We start from the raw sequence: 16,495 nt of genomic DNA, 5'->3' as shown, positions 1-16,495 counted from the left end.
GGCTGCAACGCAGCCCCTTTCGACATTCAGGCGTCGACCAGAATCGAGGTACCGGTCATTTCCACCGGCTTTTCCAGCCCCAGCAGCTTCAGCATGGTTGGCGCCACGTCGGCCAGCACGCCGCCCTCGCGCACTTTCACGTTGCGCTTGCCCACGTAGATGAACGGTACCGGCTCGGTCGTGTGCGCGGTGTGCGCCTGGCCGGTGCACTCGTCTTCCATCTGCTCGACGTTGCCGTGGTCAGCGGTGATCAGCGCTTCGCCGCCGACCTTGTCCAGTGCGTCGACAATGCGCCCTACACAGGTATCCAGTGCTTCGACGGCCTTGACCGCTGCCTCGAACACGCCGGTGTGGCCGACCATGTCGCCGTTGGCGTAGTTGACCACGATGACGTCGAAGCGCTGCTGTTCGATGGCTTCGACGATGCGATCGGTCACCTCTGGTGCGCTCATTTCCGGTTGCAGGTCATAGGTGGCGACCTTCGGCGACGGGATCAGGATGCGTTCTTCGCCTTCGAACGGCTCTTCGCGGCCACCCGAGAAGAAGAAGGTGACGTGGGCGTATTTCTCGGTTTCGGCGATGCGCAGCTGGGTCTTGCCGTTTTTTGCAAGGTATTCGCCCAGCACGTTGTTCAGGCTGGACGGAGCGAAGGCTGCTGGTGCCGGGATCTTCGCCGAATACTGGGTCAGGCCGATGTACGCCGCCATCTTCGGCAGGCGCGCACGGGCGAATTCCGTGAAGTCTGGCTCTACGAATGCACGCGACAGCTCGCGAGCACGGTCGGCGCGGAAGTTCATGAAAATCACGGCATCGCCATCTTCGACCTTGACGGCTTCGCCAATGCGCGTGGCCTTGACGAATTCGTCGCTTTCGTCGCGGGCGTAGGCTGCTTCAAGGCCTGCCAGGGCTGTGTCAGCGGTGTACTCGGCAGCGCTGTCGACGATGAGGTTGTAGGCAGCGCTGACGCGGTCCCAGCGGTTATCGCGGTCCATGGCGTAGTAGCGGCCGATCAGGCTGGCGATACGGCCCTTGCCCAGTTTGGCGAAGGTGGCGTCGAGCAGTTCGATGGACGACTGCGCGCTGCGTGGCGGGGTGTCGCGGCCATCGAGGAAGGCGTGCAGGTAGATCTTTTCAGCGCCACGCTGGGCGGCCAGTTCGGCCATGGCCACCAAGTGGTCCTGGTGGCTGTGTACACCACCATCGGACAGCAGTCCGAGGATGTGCACGGCCTTGCCAGCACCGACTGCCTTGTCCACAGCACCGGTCAGTACCGGGTTTTCGAAGAACTCGCCGTCGCGGATGGCCTTGGTCACCCGCGTGAAGTCCTGATACACGACGCGACCTGCGCCGAGGTTCATATGACCGACTTCGGAGTTGCCCATCTGCCCGTCCGGCAGGCCGACATCCATGCCCGAGCCGGAAATGAGGCCATGCGGCTGGGTGGCGCACAGGCGGTCATAGACCGGTTTATTGGCGGCAAAGATGGCGTTGTGTTCGGGGATATCGCTATGGCCGAAGCCATCCAGGATAATCAGGACCAGGGGTTTGGGCGTGCTCGTCATCAATCAAACTCACGGTTGTTCAAAGATGATAAAGACACGCATTTTAGGGCAAATACGCCACCTGCGGCGAATATTCGTCCCATTCCACCGACCGGCGCACCTGTGGTGGCAACATGAAGGTGGTTTTGTGGCCGGCCCGTCGGGCTTTGGTGGCACCAAGGGGCTGTGTATACTGGCCGGCATTTTCAATCGCCTGGAACACCGCTGATGGTTGCTCACCTGATTCAATTCGCGACAGATCACTACATCCTGGTTGCGATCTTCCTCATTCTGCTGGTCCTGCTGCTCATCAATGAAATCCGTCGTGGTGGCCAAAGCCTGACCAACGGCCAACTGACAGCCCTGGTCAATGCCGAGAAGGCCCTGGTGATCGACATTCGCCCGGCCAAGGAATACTCCGCCGGTCATATCGTCGGCGCGGTGAACATCCCGCAGGACAAGCTGGCCAACCGCATGACCGAGCTGGGCAAGCATAAAGAAAAGACCTTGATCGTCGTCGACGCGATGGGCCAGCAGTCCGGCACCATTTGCCGCGAGCTGCTCAAAGCTGGTTACAACGCCGCCAAACTGAGCGGTGGCGTTTCCAGCTGGAAAGCCGATAACCTGCCCCTGGTGAAGTGATATGAAGCCTGTCATCGTCTACTCCAGCGACTACTGCCCCTACTGCATGCGCGCCAAGTACCTGCTCGAGAGCAAGGGCGTGGCCTTCGAGGAAATCAAGGTCGACGGCAAGCCGCAGGTTCGCGCCGAGATGAGTCAGAAAGCCGGCCGCACGTCGGTGCCGCAGATCTGGATCGGCAGCACCCATGTCGGTGGATGCGATGACCTCTATGCCCTGGAGCGCGCGGGCAAGCTCGACGCGTTGCTGGCGGCCTGATTTGCACTGCATTCAAAAACATTAGGATAAGGATCTGACATGACTGACCAACAGACCAACGGCGCTGCTGCAGAAGACAACAGCCCTCAGTTCTCCCTGCAACGCATCTATGTGCGTGACCTGTCGTTCGAGGCCCCGAAAAGCCCGCAGATCTTCCGTCAGACCTGGGAACCGAGCGTTGCCCTGGACCTGAACACCAAGCAGAAATCCCTGGAAGGTGACTTCCACGAGGTCGTGCTGACCCTGTCGGTTACCGTCAAGAACGGTGACGAAGTGGCCTTCATTGCTGAAGTGCAGCAGGCCGGTATCTTCCTGATCGCCAACCTCGATGCGCCTTCGATGAGCCACACCCTGGGTGCGTTCTGCCCGAACATCCTGTTCCCTTATGCCCGTGAGGCCCTGGACAGCCTGGTGACCCGCGGTTCGTTCCCGGCGCTGATGCTGTCGCCGGTCAACTTCGACGCCCTGTACGCGCAAGAAATGCAGCGTATGCAGGAAGCGGGTGAAGCGCCTACTGTGCAGTAATTACTGCCGGTTTCAAGAAAGCGCCTCTCGGGGCGCTTTTTTGTTGCCGGCGCGGGCCTCTTCGCGGGTAAACCCGCTCCTACAGGGGATTGCGCCGTTCCCTCGGCCTGCGTAGGAGCGGGTTTACCCGCGAAGAGGCCCGCACAGGCAACACATCAGCTCCCGGCAAACCCGTTCTGCCGCCACGCCTCATACACCGTCACCGCCACCGTATTGGACAGGTTCAGGCTACGGCACCCCGGCCGCATCGGCAGGCGCAGGCGATGCTCGGCCGGCAGGCTGTCCAGCACCTCGGCCGGCAACCCGCGGCTCTCTGGCCCGAACAGGAAGGCGTCGCCCGGCTGGAAGGCCACTTCGTGGAACGGGTGCGAGCCCTTGGTGGTAAAGGCGAACAACCGTGGGTTGCCAAGGCTTTCCAGGCATCCGGCCAAGCTCTCGTGGCGCTTGAGCGTGGCATACTCGTGGTAGTCCAGCCCTGCGCGGCGCAGGCGCTTGTCATCCAGTTCGAAGCTGATGGGTTCGATCAGGTGCAGGGCGCAGCCGCTGTTGGCGCATAGACGAATGATGTTGCCGGTATTCGGCGGAATTTCTGGTTGAAAAAGGATGACGTGAAACATGCACGGCTCCAAACGTGAAGATGACGGGCATTCTACCCCTGAACCGGACGTGCGTTCGAAGGCCTTCCCACGGGTGATGCTGTCGTTGGCGATCGTCGGCTTGATGGTAGGGCTGATGATCGGTCGCCTGACTACGCCGGACGAGCGTGAACTGCAGCAGGTGCAAGTGATGCAGGATGGCCTGGAGCTGTGGTTCAACGAAGAGCCCAAGCTGCATGGCGAGAACGTGGAAGGGACGGTGGCGTTGCTGTTTCAGGCCCAGGGCAAGGCTCAGCAAGGGCAGCTCAGCCTGCAGGGCAAGCCGGTGAGCTGGCGGGTACAGCACAGCAAGGAAGGTTTGTTGCTGACGGTGGTGGCCGCGCGCCCCCTGCACGGCGAATGGGCCGGTGCAGAGGACGCTGGGCGCTGGCGGGTGCAAGTGAAACTGCACGAATAAAAGAGGGGATATCCCGGCCTGCCTGTACCAGGGTCCCCAAAAGGGGTACTGCGTATAAAGGGGGGATACCCGGCCTGCCTGTACCGAGGTCCCCAAAAGCGGCGGTGCTGCAAATAAAAGAGGGGTTCACCCGGCCTGCCTGTACCAGGGCCCCCGAAACTGAAGATGTATTGCTTATTGCAGGGGGCGTGCCAGTTTTGCAAAAGCCGTGAATACTGGGCTTTGCGGGTGATTTGGCCGGATTTTGAGGGGATTTGTGCCTTCCAGAGGTGCAGCGGGCACAGGAACGGTGCATTCAGACGACTGAAATGGCTGGGGCCGCTTTGCGCCCCATCGCGACACAAGGCCGCTCCCACAGGATTGGGGTAGGAGATTCTATGGCCGGAGGCAAATTTTCAGTAAAAACGCCATCGGCCTCTCTCAGCAACCTCGAGGTACGAGTCAGCGTGCCAGAGAATTTCTCCCCAGCATTGGATACTGCCCGTCAGTTTGGGCGGGCTGCGTTGCAGCCCCAGCCTCAGCTGGCCGGCTTGGCACCTCCGGTATATATCTCGGGCTTCCAGTCGGCCTGATGCCTCATCAGGCCGAAGGCCAGCCGAGCCAAGCGACGTGCAAGGATCACCAAGGCTTGAGTGGTTTTCTTCCCCCGGGCTTGGTGATGGGCGTAATACTGCTTCCAGGTCGCGGTTCGACTGCCGCTCATCGAGGCGTTGTACAGGAGTCTACGGACCTCCGAGTCTCCGCGCTTGCTCAACTTCCCTCTGCCTGCCCATTTACCGGATTGGGAAACCGTTACATCCATGCCTAGATAAGCGACAAAGGCGTCGCTGTTCTTGAACTCGCCGCGCATGAAGGACATCACCAGGCCGGCAGCCGTTAAGAAACCAACACCCGGAAGCCTCTGAACACGGCGCATCTGATCGGAAAGCCCCGCCTTCTTGATCACCGCACGCAGCTGTTTTTCCAGCGAAAGCTCTATGCGTTCGAGCACTTCCTCAACACGTTTGAGTTCTGAGGCAAACAATTTGTCGCCCGACAAGCTCATCCGCAGCATGCCGCGCACTGCTACAAGTTTGGCGCGGCGGCGCAGCAGCACCTGGATCTCACGATGCCCGGCTGGTGGCGGAGTCCAAGCCTTCAAAGAGCCCCGCTCGTTGCTCAGGAAGCGGGCGAGCAAAGCGGCATCATGGGCATCTGTTTTTGCCCGTATAGCAACACTTTCCCGGTACTTACTCAGCCTCAGCCCATCGATAACGTATACCGCGAAGCCCGCAGCATGGGCTTGCTCCGCCATTTCCATGTGATAGGTACTGGTCGCTTCGATGGCCAGCGCTGAGCCTTTGGGCAGCGTCTTGAGCCAGGCTTTGATTGCTTTCGGAGTGTTAGGGATGGCGAAGGATTTGGTATTCGGAGCGGCTTGAATCACCAGTTCATCTTTGGAGGTGTCCACGCCAGCTTCGATTGGGATTGCGGACATTGCCATGAATAGCTGCTCCTTGTAGCGTAGTGTGACTTGAAGGGCACACCCTGGCGCAGGCTTGCTTCTATTGTCGCTTGCTCGCGAGGCATTCCTTATCGGCGCTTGGGTGTTGAAAGGAGGAGGGGTGATTTCTCCTACGGTCTGTACTGCGCGAACAGTCAGAAGCGAGTTATGGCCCTCCTCCTCCCTTCAAGTCCTACCATACAAGCGGGTTTACCCGCGAATACGGTGGTGGCGGCAACGCTGAACGGCAGGTGGAGATTGGCCAGCAGGCGCGGCCTCTTCGCGGGTGAACCCGCTCCTACGACGACCCCGATATGTGCCCACCGCCGTGGTAGGCGCGGGTTTACCCGCGAATACGGTGGCGGCAGCAACGGTGAACGGCAGGTGGAGATTGGCCAGCAGGCCCGGCCTCTTCGCGGGTGAACCCGCTCCTACGACGACCGCGATGTGTGTCCACCGCATCAGCCTTGGGGGCAGAGGTGATCCTGTGGGAGCGGCCTTGTGTCGCGATGGGCTGCAAAGCAGCCCCAGCAATCTAAAAAGCTAATTCAGAGCTCAGTGGTCATCACCTTCCTCATCATCCCCCCCGGCCACATTCATCCCCAGCTCCTTGATCTTGCGCGTCAGGGTATTGCGCCCCCAACCCAGCAACAGCGCAGCATCGCGACGGCGGCCGGCGGTGTGCTTGAGTGCCGTCTCGATCATGATCCGTTCAAAGCTCGGCACTGCGCTGTCCAGCAGGCTGGTCTGCCCGCGCGCCAAGGCCTGGTCGGCCCACTGGCGCAGGGCCTGCTCCCAGTTGGTTACCGGCGCGGCATCGTGTGGCAGGTTCAGCAGTTCTGGTGGCAGGTCGCCGATCAGCACTTCGCGGCTGGAGGCCATCACGGTGATCCAGCGGCAGGTGTTCTCCATCTGTCGCACATTGCCCGGCCATGGCAGGTTGCGGATGAACTCTTCAGTCTCCGGCTTGAGGATCTTCGGCTCGACTGCCAGCTCCTGGGCCGCCCGGGCAAGGAAGTGGCGGGCGAGGGCGGGGATATCCTCGCGGCGGTCGGCCAGGCGCGGAATATGGATACGGATCACGTTCAGGCGGTGGAACAAGTCCTCACGGAACTTGCCGGCCTGCACCAGTGACTCCAGGTTCTGGTGGGTGGCGGCGATGATGCGCACGTCGACCTTGACCGGCACATGGCCGCCCACGCGGTAGAACTCGCCATCGGCCAGCACACGCAGCAGGCGGGTCTGGGTGTCGGCAGGCATGTCCCCGATTTCGTCGAGAAACAGCGTGCCACCATCGGCCTGCTCGAAACGGCCGCGACGCAAGTTGGCAGCACCTGTGAAGGCGCCTTTCTCATGGCCGAACAGCTCCGACTCCATCAAGTCCTTGGGGATGGCGGCCATGTTCAGGGCAATGAACGGGGATGCTGCGCGTGGGCTGTGCCGGTGCAGGGCGTGGGCCACCAGTTCTTTGCCGGTGCCGGACTCGCCGTTGATCAGCACGGTGATGTTGGAGTGGCTGAGGCGGCCGATGGCGCGGAACACCTCCTGCATTGCCGGGGCTTCACCAATGATTTCCGGGGTGCGCGCCAGGTTCTGTGGCACATCCAGGCCTTGCTGCTCCTGGGCGTGCTGGTTGGCGCGCTTGACCAGCGATACCGCTTCGTCGACGTCGAATGGCTTGGGCAGGTACTCGAAGGCACCGCCTTGGTACGAGGCCACGGCGCTGTCCAGGTCGGAGTGGGCGGTCATGATGATGACCGGCAGGCGCGGGTGCTGCTCGCGGATCTGCGCCAGCAGGTCGAGGCCGCTGGTGCCAGGCATGCGAATGTCGGAAATGATCACGTCGGGTTGCTGACGTGCCAGGCGCCCCATGACACCGTCTGCGCTGTCGAAGCTCTGGGTGGTCATGCCTTCCTGTTGCAGGGCTTTTTCCAGGACCCAGCGGATGGAGCGATCATCGTCGACGATCCATACGGTTTCACTTCGGCTCATGAGGCGGTGGCTCCTTGTTCCAGAGGCAGGTAAATCGAGAAGGCGGTATGGCCAGCGTGGCTTTCACACTCGATCAGGCCCTGGTGCTGGCTGATGATGTTCTGGGTAATGGCCAGGCCCAGCCCGGTACCGTCCGGGCGGCCACTGACCATGGGATAGAAGAGGGTTTCCTGCAGTTCCGGCGGGATGCCTGGGCCGTTGTCGATGATCTCTACCCGCGCTACCAGGCGGTGACGCACGTGGCCGATGGTGAACTGGCGCAGGGCGCGGCTGCGCAAGGTGATGCGACCCAGGCGCAGCTCATTCTGCGAGCTGATCGCCTGCATGGCGTTGCGCACGATGTTGAGTACGGCCTGAATCATCTGTTCTCGGTCGATCAGCACGTCCGGCAGGCTTGGGTCGTAATCGCGCACCAAAGTGATGCACCCCTGGCTTTCGGCATCGACCAGGCTGCACACCCGCTCCAGCACTTCGTGAATATTGGTCATGGCCAGCGACGGCAGCTTGTTCGAGCCGAGCATGCGGTCGACCAGGTTACGCAAGCGGTCGGCCTCCTCGATGATCACATTGGTGTAGTCGCGCAGCCCTTCCTCTGGCAGTTCGCGGGCCAGTAGCTGGGCCGCTCCGCGGATGCCGCCAAGGGGGTTCTTGATTTCGTGGGCCAGGCCGCGCACCAGCATCTTGGTGGTTTCCTGCTTGCTCAGTTGGGCCTCTTCCTTGGTGATGCGCAGCAGCCGGTCACGCGGGTGCACCTCGAGCAGCAGCAGGGTCTGGCCTTGATGCAGTATCGGCGTTACCGCGTAATCGACGGTGATGGTCTGCCCGGTCAGCGATGTAAGCTGCGCTTCACGCTTGGTGAACGGGTGCGCCTGCTCGACCGCCTGGCGCAGCGAACTGAGCGCCTCGGTCGATTCGGTGAACAGCTCGCTGATGAACTGCCCATGGCTGCGCTGGCCACTGACGGCCAGCAGCATTTCTGCGGCCGGGTTCATGTACTCCAGGCGCAGCTCGGCGTTGAGCAGCAACGTGGCGGTGGTCAGGTTGTCCAGAAGCAGACGGTGCTGTGCATCGCTGATGGTCATAAGGCGTCGTTGACCTCGTTTGGCGCTTGCCTGGCACTGCTTTAGTCAGGGCCGGACGCGGGGTGGATCCACTGATGCGAGACTCAGGATAAGAAAATGCAAGAAACAAACCACAGCTCCGAAAAGAAGCGGGATTTACCGATAAAGGCCTGAATCTGCGCAAATTCGGATCAGAAAGTCTTGGTGAAACGTTTAACCTGAACCAGATTGGGGAGCAATTGAGGGCATGGTGTGAATTAATGCACCAAGATAGAGCATAGCGTGACAGGCGAATCAGCGGCGCTTCTGCAAGGTGCGCAGAAACAAAAACGGCCTCCCGAGGGAGGCCGTTTTGATCATGTCATCGGCGCGAGGCGCCAATCAGATCAGCAGCTGTAGTACAGCTCGTATTCCAGCGGGTGTACGAAGGTACGGACCTTGATTTCTTCTTCGCTCTTCAGCTCGATGAAGGCATCGATGAAGTCGTCGGAGAACACGCCGCCCTTGGTCAGGAACGCACGGCCTTTATCCAGCTCTTCCAGAGCTTCTTTCAGGCTGCCGCACACTTGCGGGATGTTCTTGGCTTCTTCTGGCGGCAGGTCGTACAGGTTCTTGTCGGCCGCGTCGCCTGGGTGGATCTTGTTCTGGATGCCGTCCAGGCCAGCCATCAGCAGGGCCGCGAACGCCAGGTACGGGTTGGCCGATGGGTCCGGGAAGCGTGCTTCGATACGTCGGGCTTTCGGGCTGCCAACGTAAGGAATACGGATCGAGGCGGAACGGTTGCGAGCCGAGTAGGCCAGCATTACCGGGGCTTCGAAGCCTGGGACCAGACGCTTGTACGAGTTGGTCGACGGGTTGGTGAAGCCGTTCAGGGCCTTACCGTGCTTGATGATACCGCCGATGAAGTACAGGGCGGTGTCGGACAGGCCGGCATAGCCTTCACCCGAGAAGGTGTTCTTGCCGTCTTTCCAGATCGACATGTGCACGTGCATGCCCGAGCCGTTGTCGCCGTACAGTGGCTTCGGCATGAAGGTGGCGGTACGGCCGTAAGCGTCGGCAACGTTGTGCACGACGTATTTCAGCGCCTGTACTTCGTCAGCCTTCTTCACCAGGGTGTTGAACTTGACGCCGATTTCGTTCTGGCCGGCAGTCGCCACTTCGTGGTGGTGAACTTCAACGGTCTGGCCCATTTCTTCCAGGGCGTTGCACATGGCAGTACGGATTTCGTGGTCATGGTCGAACGGCGGAACCGGGAAGTAGCCGCCTTTCACGCCTGGACGGTGGCCTTTGTTGCCGCCTTCCACGTCAGCGCCGGTCATCCACGAGCCCTGCTCGGAGAAGATCTTGAACATCGAACCGGAGATGTCCGAGTGGAACTTCACTTCGTCGAAGATGAAGAACTCAGGCTCTGGACCGGCGAATACGGTGTCACCGATGCCGGTGCTCTTCAGGTACTCTTCAGCACGCTTGGCGATGGCGCGTGGGTCGCGGTCGTAGCCCTGCATACTCGACGGGTCGACGATGTCGCAGGTGATGATCAGGGTTGGTTCTTCGGTGAACGGGTCCAGAACGGCGGTTTCGTCGACCGGCATCAGGATCATGTCGGAAGCTTCGATGCCTTTCCAGCCAGCGATGGAGGAACCGTCGAACATCTTGCCGACTTCGAAGAAGTCTTCGTCCAGCGCATCACGCGACGGCATGGTCACGTGGTGCTGAATGCCTTTGGTGTCCGTGAAACGCAGATCAATCCACTTGACGTCATGATCTTTGATGAGTTGAACCGACTTCGACATGTTGTCCTCCGGATGGTCTAGAGCGCGGTGGGCCGCTGCCCTGGAAAAAGGGTGTTGCCGGGCGCGGATAGTCGGCCAAGCTTACCTGCCTCACAAGGGAGCAAATTGCATGCCAGTGCCCGAAAATGGCGAGGGTGGGATAAAAGGGGGCGTTTGCGGGCATTTGGCGTTGGGTTAGCGGGTGAAAGTGCACCCTTACGATGCGTTTTTTGATCGTGTCGCACCAATAGGGTGCGTGGCGTGAGTGGTGTGCCAGGTTCTAGGGCCTCTTCGCGGGTAAACCCGCTCCTACGGGCTTTGCACCGCCTGTAGGCGCGGGTTTACCCGCGAAAGGGCCGGAACAGGCGCTGCAAAACCTGGCCTCTGCATTTATCTCAAAGCTTCTGATCAAAAGTTGGTCAAATCCTGAGCAATTTCCGATATAATTCGCGCCCCTCATTTTCGGCAGGCCCTGCGCGCGCTGTTAACCAATGAAACTTATCGTCAAAGTCTTCCCAGAAATCACCATCAAAAGCCGGCCGGTGCGCAAGCGCTTCATCCGCCAGCTTGGCAAGAACATCCGCAACGTGCTCAAGGATCTCGACCCTGAGCTCGCGGTCGATGGTGTCTGGGACAATCTCGAGGTGGTCACCCGCGTCGAAGACGAAAAAGTCCAGCGCGAGATGATCGAACGCCTCACCTGCACCCCGGGTATCACCCACTTCCTGCAGGTAGAGGAATACCCGCTGGGTGACTTCGACGACATCGTCGCCAAGTGCAAGCACCACTTCGGCCACCTGCTGGCCGGCAAGCACTTCGCCGTGCGCTGCAAGCGCGGTGGCCACCATGACTTCACCTCGATGGACGTCGACCGTTACGTCGGCAGCCAACTGCGTCAGCAGTGTGGCGCCGCCGGGATCGAGCTGAAAAAGCCTGAAGTGCTGGTGCGCATCGAAATCCGCGACCAGCGCCTGTACGTGATCCACAACCAGCACAATGGCATCGGCGGTTATCCGCTGGGTGCCCTGGAGCAGACTCTGGTGCTGATGTCCGGTGGTTTCGACTCCACCGTTGCGGCCTACCAGATGATGCGCCGCGGCCTGATGACCCACTTCTGCTTCTTCAACCTCGGCGGCCGTGCCCACGAGCTGGGCGTAATGGAAGTGGCCCATTACCTGTGGAAAAAATACGGCAGCAGCCAGCGCGTACTGTTCATCAGCGTGCCTTTCGAAGAAGTGGTTGGCGAGATCCTCAACAAGGTCGACAACAGCTACATGGGCGTGACCCTCAAGCGCATGATGCTGCGCGGCGCCGCCCATATGGCCGACCGCCTGCAGATTGACGCGCTGGTGACCGGCGAAGCGATTTCCCAGGTGTCCAGCCAGACCCTGCCGAACCTGTCGATCATCGACTCGGCCACCGACAAGCTGGTGCTGCGCCCGCTGCTGGCCAGCCACAAGCAGGACATCATCGACCAGGCCACCGAAATCGGTACCGCGGACTTTGCCAAGCACATGCCGGAATACTGCGGCGTGATCTCGGTAAACCCGACCACCCATGCCAAGCGTCACCGCATGGAGCACGAAGAAAAGCAGTTCGACATGGCCGTGCTGGAGCGCGCTCTTGAGCGCGCCAAGTTCATTTCCATCGATCATGTGATCGATGAGCTGGGCAAGGACATCGAAATCGAGGAAGTGGCCGAGGCGCTGCCAGGCCAGATCGTCATCGACATTCGCCACCCCGATGCCCAGGAAGACGAACCTCTGGTGCTGGAAGGTATCGAAGTCCAGGCCATGCCGTTCTACGCCATCAACAGCAAGTTCAAGCACCTGGACCCCACGCGCCAGTACTTGCTGTATTGCGACAAGGGTGTGATGAGCCGTTTGCACGCACACCATCTGCTCAGTGAGGGACATGCCAATGTGCGTGTTTATCGTCCGACATAAGACGCCGGGGCTGTATGGCGGCAGTATTCGCCATCGCCCTCCCGACCGCCGGGCCCGCTGAGCCTTAAACGGTACATATTGGCCGCCTACACTGGGCGGCAACCGAATCCTCTGATCGAGATACACTTGTGATCGAAAATCTGCGTAACATCGCCATCATCGCCCACGTTGACCATGGTAAAACCACTCTGGTCGACAAACTCCTGCGTCAGTCCGGCACTCTGGAGCGTAACGAGCTCAACGACGAGCGCGTCATGGACTCCAACGACCAGGAAAAAGAGCGCGGTATTACCATTCTGGCGAAAAACACCGCCATCAACTGGAACGGCTACCACATCAACATCGTCGACACCCCCGGCCACGCCGACTTCGGTGGCGAGGTTGAGCGTGTAATGTCGATGGTCGACTCCGTGCTGCTGCTGGTCGACGCCCAGGACGGCCCGATGCCGCAAACTCGCTTCGTGACCAAGAAGGCTTTCGAAGCCGGCCTGAAGCCAATCGTCGTGATCAACAAGGTTGACCGTCCGGGCGCACGTCCTGACTGGGTTCTGGACCAGATCTTCGACCTGTTCGACAACCTCGGTGCCACCGACGAACAGCTGGACTTCAAAGTGGTCTACGCCTCGGCCCTGAACGGCATTGCCGGCCTGGACCACACTGCCATGGCCGAAGACATGACCCCGCTGTACCAGTCGATCGTCGACAACGTACCAGCACCGTCTGTTGACCGCGACGGCCCGTTCCAGATGCAGATCTCGGCACTGGACTACAACAGCTTCCTCGGCGTTATCGGTGTTGGCCGCATCGCCCGTGGCCGCGTCAAGCCGAACACCCCGGTTGTCGCCATCGACACCAACGGCAAGAAGCGTAACGGCCGTATCCTGAAGCTGATGGGTCACCACGGTCTGCACCGCGTTGACGTCGAAGAAGCCCAGGCTGGCGATATCGTCTGCATCAGCGGTTTCGATGAGCTGTTCATCTCCGACACCCTGTGCGCCCCGGATGCGGTAGAAGCGATGAAGCCGCTGACCGTTGACGAGCCGACCGTTTCGATGACCTTCCAGGTCAACGACTCGCCGTTCTGCGGTAAAGAAGGCAAGTTCGTCACCAGCCGTAACATCAAGGACCGTCTGGACAAGGAGCTGCTGTACAACGTTGCCCTGCGCGTTCAGGAGACCGACTCCCCAGACAAGTTCAAGGTTTCGGGCCGTGGTGAGCTGCACCTGTCGGTGCTGATCGAAACCATGCGTCGTGAAGGCTTCGAAATGGCCGTGGGCCGTCCTGAAGTGATCATCCGCGAAGTCGACGGCGTGAAGCAGGAGCCGTTCGAGAACGTCACCATCGACATCCCTGAAGAATCCCAGGGCAAGGTCATGGAAGAGATGGGTCTGCGTAAAGGCGACCTGACCAACATGGTTCCGGATGGCAAGGGCCGTGTTCGTCTGGAGTACAACATTCCAGCCCGTGGTCTGATCGGTTTCCGTAACCAGTTCCTGACCCTGACCAACGGTGCAGGCATCCTGACCTCGATCTTCGATCGCTACGACACCATGAAGTCGGGCCAGATGTCCGGCCGCCTCAACGGCGTACTGGTTTCGGTCGAGACCGGCAAGGCACTGACCTACTCGCTGGAAACCCTGCAGGCTCGCGGCAAGCTGTTCGTTGAACACGGCCAGGAGATCTACAACGGTCAGATCATCGGCCTGAACAGCCGTGACAACGACCTGGGCGTGAACCCGACCAAAGGCAAGAAGCTCGACAACATGCGTGCTTCGGGCAAAGACGAAGTCATCGCCCTGGTACCGCCAGTTCGCCACACCCTCGAGCAGGCCCTGGAATTCATCCAGGACGACGAGCTGTGCGAAGTGACTCCTAAGTCGATCCGTCTGCGCAAGAAGATCCTGGACGAAGGCGAGCGTACCCGCGCAGCCAAGAAAGCCAAAAACTGAGTTAGCTCAGGCTGAATGAAAACGCCCCCGGTCGAAAGGCCGGGGGCGTTTTTGTGTGCCTTGTGGAAAGCTCCAGTAGGAAGCGACTGTGTTTTGCAGGTGCTTGTTCGACGGCAAACCGAGGAGCCTTGTGACAATCAGAAGCCGTGCTTAGGTTGGCTGGCTCTTGCTTTGGAGCTTGGAACATGAATTGTCGTTACCTGTTGTTTATTCCGTGTCTCGCCGTCAGTTTTCAGGCCAGTGCCCAGCAGGCGTGTAGCGCGTTGCGACCGCAGGAAATAGCCCGCTGTCATGTCGAGAAGGTGAGACAGGCACCCTTGCAGTACCAGTTGGAGCAGAAGACACCCGCACAGGGCTATACGCTGTATCAATACCGGATGACCTCACAGACCTGGTCGCCTGAGCCCGTTGTTGAGCCCCGCCTGTGGGAGCACCGCGTCGAACTGTTCGTGCCAGACGTGGCATTGGCGGAGAAAGCGTTGGTAGTAGTCAATAACGGTGTGAGGTTTGGTGAGGAACAACAAATCCCTGACTACTCGTCCGAGGCGTTGAGTGCCATTGCCGTGCAGACACAGACTGTTGTGGCATCGATCAGCGATGTGCCCAACCAGTATGTGACCTTCCGTGATGCACAAGCGCCGATGCGCGAGGATGATGCCGTGGCCCATACCTGGGCGCATTGGCTGCGTAACGAAGCGGCTGCGCCGGAGCTGCCGCTGCATGTGCCAATGGCCGCTGTCGCCAGCAGGGGCATGGACCTCATGGCTGACGCGTTGCCCGAGCTACGCCTCGAGCAGTTCATCATCACCGGTGCCTCGAAACGCGGTTGGAGTGCATGGCTGACGGCCATGGCCGATGACCGGGTAATTGCCATCGTGCCCAGCGTCATCGATGTTGCCGACACTTCCAGCATGCTGGAGGGCTTGCGCAAGCGGTACGGTGGTTCATGGCCATTGGCGCTTTGGTCCTATCAGGCTGCGGAGGTATTGCAGCAGTTGGGCAGCCCGGCCTTCGCTCGGTTGATGGCACTGATGGACCCGATGCAGTACCTGGATGAGCCGGGTGCTCGCCTGAAGATACCGAAATACCTGGTGTCCGCCAGCGGGGATGATTTCTTCGCCCCTGATCACGCCACGGACTACCTGCAGCGCCTGCCTGGCCAGACCAGCCTCAGGGTGCTGCCGAACTCGGACCATGGGGGCGTGCGTGCGCATGTTGTCACTACCCTCGTGCCGATGGTTCAGCGTATCCAGGCCAGCCTGCCGATGCCTCGCGTGCAAGTGGCTCCGGGCGAAGGAGCTGCGCATGTGCTGGTACGGCTTTCGGAAATGCCTGTAGCAGTGAAGGTATGGACTGCGGCTAACCCCTTGGATCGGGACTTCCGCCATGCCTGCGGGGTACGCTACACATCGCAGACGATCATCCCCAGTGAGGCGTTCAGCCTTGACTGGGCGCCGCCGGCGCAAGGCTGGCAGGCGCGGTTCGTAGAGGCGCGGTTTGCTGATGGTTTCGTTGTCACCAGCCCGGTCAGCGTTTTGCCGCAGACTTATCCTGAGCATCCACCAGCGGATCAGGGGGGTGCTTGCCGGAGCTTCCCCGCTGGCTGAAATGGGAGCGGTGGGTTCAGTGCTTCATGCCCAGCTCGGCATCGCCACAGAATCGAGCGCCGCCCGCGCGGCGCTCGATTTATGCCCCGGCGCAAGACTCAACGCCCAACCACCTTGGGCTTGTAGGCGCAATACCCCGGCCGTGGCCCGACCTTGGGGTGGTTGCGGCAGGTATCCGGGCGCTTGTCATAAATGGTGCACAGCCGGCTTTTACGATCCAGGTACATGCAGTCGTCGTTGCTCATCCGGGTCAGGGTGAAGATCCCGGACTTCTGGTTGAAGCGCTCGATGATGCCTTCTTTTTGCAGGCGCTTGGCCACGTTCTTGGGTGGTTCGTCTTTTTCGAACTCGTCGACCACGCCGATACGGATCAGATCCTTGATCTTCACCTCCACCGGCAGGGTGCAGCAGGTCGAATGGCAGCCATGGCACATGTTGCTGGTGTAGCGCTGCCAGGTCTCCAGGCGGTCGACTTCGGCCGCGGCGATCAGGGTCGTTTTCATCTTTATAGGGTGGATCACGGTCTTGGGGCGCGCGATGATACCGGAATTGTTCAATTTATGAACAACCTTTTGCCGGAATCGCAGAGTGGGCATGAAAACTGCGAACCGTAACTGTCGCTCTCTGTCGAAGGGTCTAGTCTCAACACTCTCCCTCCGCTTTCGTCA

At 60.3% G+C, this 16,495-nt stretch carries 14 protein-coding genes; 7 read left to right on the top strand and 7 right to left on the bottom strand.

The genetic code is table 11. The annotated features are described in order from the left end of the window. Positions 1–26 precede the first annotated feature (26 nt). Complete coding sequence (gpmI, locus tag LU682_RS27500) at positions 27–1,562, bottom strand: 2,3-bisphosphoglycerate-independent phosphoglycerate mutase (protein ID WP_010955606.1); 1,536 nt, start codon at positions 1,560–1,562, stop codon at positions 27–29. Between the two features lie 207 nt (positions 1,563–1,769). Here gpmI and LU682_RS27495 point away from each other — a divergent pair, with 207 nt between their 5' ends. The 3 genes from LU682_RS27495 to secB are packed head-to-tail and all read left to right on the top strand — an operon-like array spanning position 1,770 to position 2,964. Then, a complete protein-coding gene (locus tag LU682_RS27495; RefSeq protein ID WP_010955605.1) occupies positions 1,770–2,183 on the top strand; it encodes a rhodanese-like domain-containing protein in 414 nt (137 codons plus the stop codon). Position 2,184: 1 nt separating this feature from the next. Continuing rightward, a complete protein-coding gene (gene grxC, locus LU682_RS27490; RefSeq protein ID WP_003249204.1) occupies positions 2,185–2,439 on the top strand; it encodes a glutaredoxin 3 in 255 nt (84 codons plus the stop codon). A gap of 39 nt (positions 2,440–2,478) precedes the next feature. Further along, positions 2,479–2,964, top strand: coding sequence for a protein-export chaperone SecB (gene secB / locus LU682_RS27485; RefSeq protein ID WP_003249206.1), 486 nt, complete (start codon positions 2,479–2,481; stop codon positions 2,962–2,964). A 155-nt stretch (positions 2,965–3,119) separates the two neighbouring features. On the opposite strand, the gene trmL is transcribed toward secB, so the two are convergent. Beyond that, positions 3,120–3,581 carry a tRNA (uridine(34)/cytosine(34)/5-carboxymethylaminomethyluridine(34)-2'-O)-methyltransferase TrmL gene (trmL, locus tag LU682_RS27480; RefSeq protein WP_003249209.1) on the bottom strand — a complete coding sequence of 154 codons (462 nt, stop codon included), beginning with the start codon at positions 3,579–3,581 and terminating at the stop codon, positions 3,120–3,122. Between trmL and LU682_RS27475 the strand changes: the two genes are divergently transcribed. Then, positions 3,580–4,017 carry a hypothetical protein gene (locus LU682_RS27475; RefSeq protein WP_010955603.1) on the top strand — a complete coding sequence of 146 codons (438 nt, stop codon included), beginning with the start codon at positions 3,580–3,582 and terminating at the stop codon, positions 4,015–4,017. The genes trmL and LU682_RS27475 overlap by 2 nt on opposite strands. A gap of 517 nt (positions 4,018–4,534) precedes the next feature. Here the strand turns inward: LU682_RS27475 and LU682_RS27470 are convergent. The 4 genes from LU682_RS27470 to glnA all read right to left on the bottom strand — a co-directional run bounded on the left by LU682_RS27470 (position 4,535) and on the right by glnA (position 10,346). Beyond that, on the bottom strand, positions 4,535–5,500 hold the full coding sequence (locus tag LU682_RS27470) for an IS110-like element ISPpu10 family transposase (RefSeq protein ID WP_010951808.1): 966 nt from the start codon (positions 5,498–5,500) through the stop codon (positions 4,535–4,537). 555 nt (positions 5,501–6,055) lie between these two features. Then, entirely contained in the window at positions 6,056–7,492 is a 1,437-nt protein-coding gene (gene ntrC, locus LU682_RS27465) for a nitrogen regulation protein NR(I) (protein WP_010955601.1), read from the bottom strand. Then, positions 7,489–8,574, bottom strand: coding sequence for a nitrogen regulation protein NR(II) (gene glnL, locus LU682_RS27460; protein WP_010955600.1), 1,086 nt, complete (start codon positions 8,572–8,574; stop codon positions 7,489–7,491). Before glnL ends, ntrC begins: the two co-directional genes overlap by 4 nt. Before the next feature lie 365 nt (positions 8,575–8,939). Continuing rightward, positions 8,940–10,346: a type I glutamate--ammonia ligase gene (gene glnA, locus LU682_RS27455; protein WP_003249219.1), complete on the bottom strand. Its 1,407-nt coding sequence runs from the start codon at positions 10,344–10,346 to the stop codon at positions 8,940–8,942. A 470-nt stretch (positions 10,347–10,816) separates the two neighbouring features. Between glnA and thiI the strand changes: the two genes are divergently transcribed. From thiI to LU682_RS27440, 3 genes are all read left to right on the top strand, one after another. Next, entirely contained in the window at positions 10,817–12,271 is a 1,455-nt protein-coding gene (thiI, locus tag LU682_RS27450) for a tRNA uracil 4-sulfurtransferase ThiI (protein WP_003249221.1), read from the top strand. A gap of 128 nt (positions 12,272–12,399) precedes the next feature. Then, entirely contained in the window at positions 12,400–14,220 is a 1,821-nt protein-coding gene (gene typA, locus LU682_RS27445) for a translational GTPase TypA (RefSeq protein ID WP_010955599.1), read from the top strand. A gap of 302 nt (positions 14,221–14,522) precedes the next feature. Next, positions 14,523–15,827 (top strand): PhoPQ-activated pathogenicity-related family protein, encoded by a 1,305-nt coding sequence (locus LU682_RS27440; protein ID WP_371321088.1) that lies wholly within the window; start codon positions 14,523–14,525, stop codon positions 15,825–15,827. 98 nt (positions 15,828–15,925) lie between these two features. Here the strand turns inward: LU682_RS27440 and LU682_RS27435 are convergent, their stop codons facing one another. Beyond that, on the bottom strand, positions 15,926–16,330 hold the full coding sequence (locus LU682_RS27435; protein ID WP_003249225.1) for a YkgJ family cysteine cluster protein: 405 nt from the start codon (positions 16,328–16,330) through the stop codon (positions 15,926–15,928). Positions 16,331–16,495 lie beyond the last annotated feature (165 nt).

Source organism: Pseudomonas alloputida (assembly GCF_021283545.2).
Lineage (GTDB): Bacteria > Pseudomonadota > Gammaproteobacteria > Pseudomonadales > Pseudomonadaceae > Aquipseudomonas > Aquipseudomonas alloputida.
Note: the sequence above shows the minus strand (reverse complement) of the source record. Positions and strands in the feature narration are given on the sequence as shown.

Bases quoted from the DNA above. Each gene is read 5' to 3' on its own strand.
- gpmI (WP_010955606.1), bottom strand. From the start codon at position 1,562: ATGACGAGCACGCCCAAACCCCTGGTCCTGATTATCCTGGATGGCTTC.
- LU682_RS27495 (WP_010955605.1), top strand. From the start codon at position 1,770: ATGGTTGCTCACCTGATTCAATTCGCGACAGATCACTACATCCTGGTT.
- grxC (WP_003249204.1), top strand. From the start codon at position 2,185: ATGAAGCCTGTCATCGTCTACTCCAGCGACTACTGCCCCTACTGCATG.
- secB (WP_003249206.1), top strand. From the start codon at position 2,479: ATGACTGACCAACAGACCAACGGCGCTGCTGCAGAAGACAACAGCCCT.
- LU682_RS27475 (WP_010955603.1), top strand. From the start codon at position 3,580: ATGCACGGCTCCAAACGTGAAGATGACGGGCATTCTACCCCTGAACCG.
- trmL (WP_003249209.1), bottom strand. From the start codon at position 3,581: ATGTTTCACGTCATCCTTTTTCAACCAGAAATTCCGCCGAATACCGGC.
- LU682_RS27470 (WP_010951808.1), bottom strand. From the start codon at position 5,500: ATGGCAATGTCCGCAATCCCAATCGAAGCTGGCGTGGACACCTCCAAA.
- ntrC (WP_010955601.1), bottom strand. From the start codon at position 7,492: ATGAGCCGAAGTGAAACCGTATGGATCGTCGACGATGATCGCTCCATC.
- glnL (WP_010955600.1), bottom strand. From the start codon at position 8,574: ATGACCATCAGCGATGCACAGCACCGTCTGCTTCTGGACAACCTGACC.
- glnA (WP_003249219.1), bottom strand. From the start codon at position 10,346: ATGTCGAAGTCGGTTCAACTCATCAAAGATCATGACGTCAAGTGGATT.
- thiI (WP_003249221.1), top strand. From the start codon at position 10,817: ATGAAACTTATCGTCAAAGTCTTCCCAGAAATCACCATCAAAAGCCGG.
- LU682_RS27435 (WP_003249225.1), bottom strand. From the start codon at position 16,330: ATGAAAACGACCCTGATCGCCGCGGCCGAAGTCGACCGCCTGGAGACC.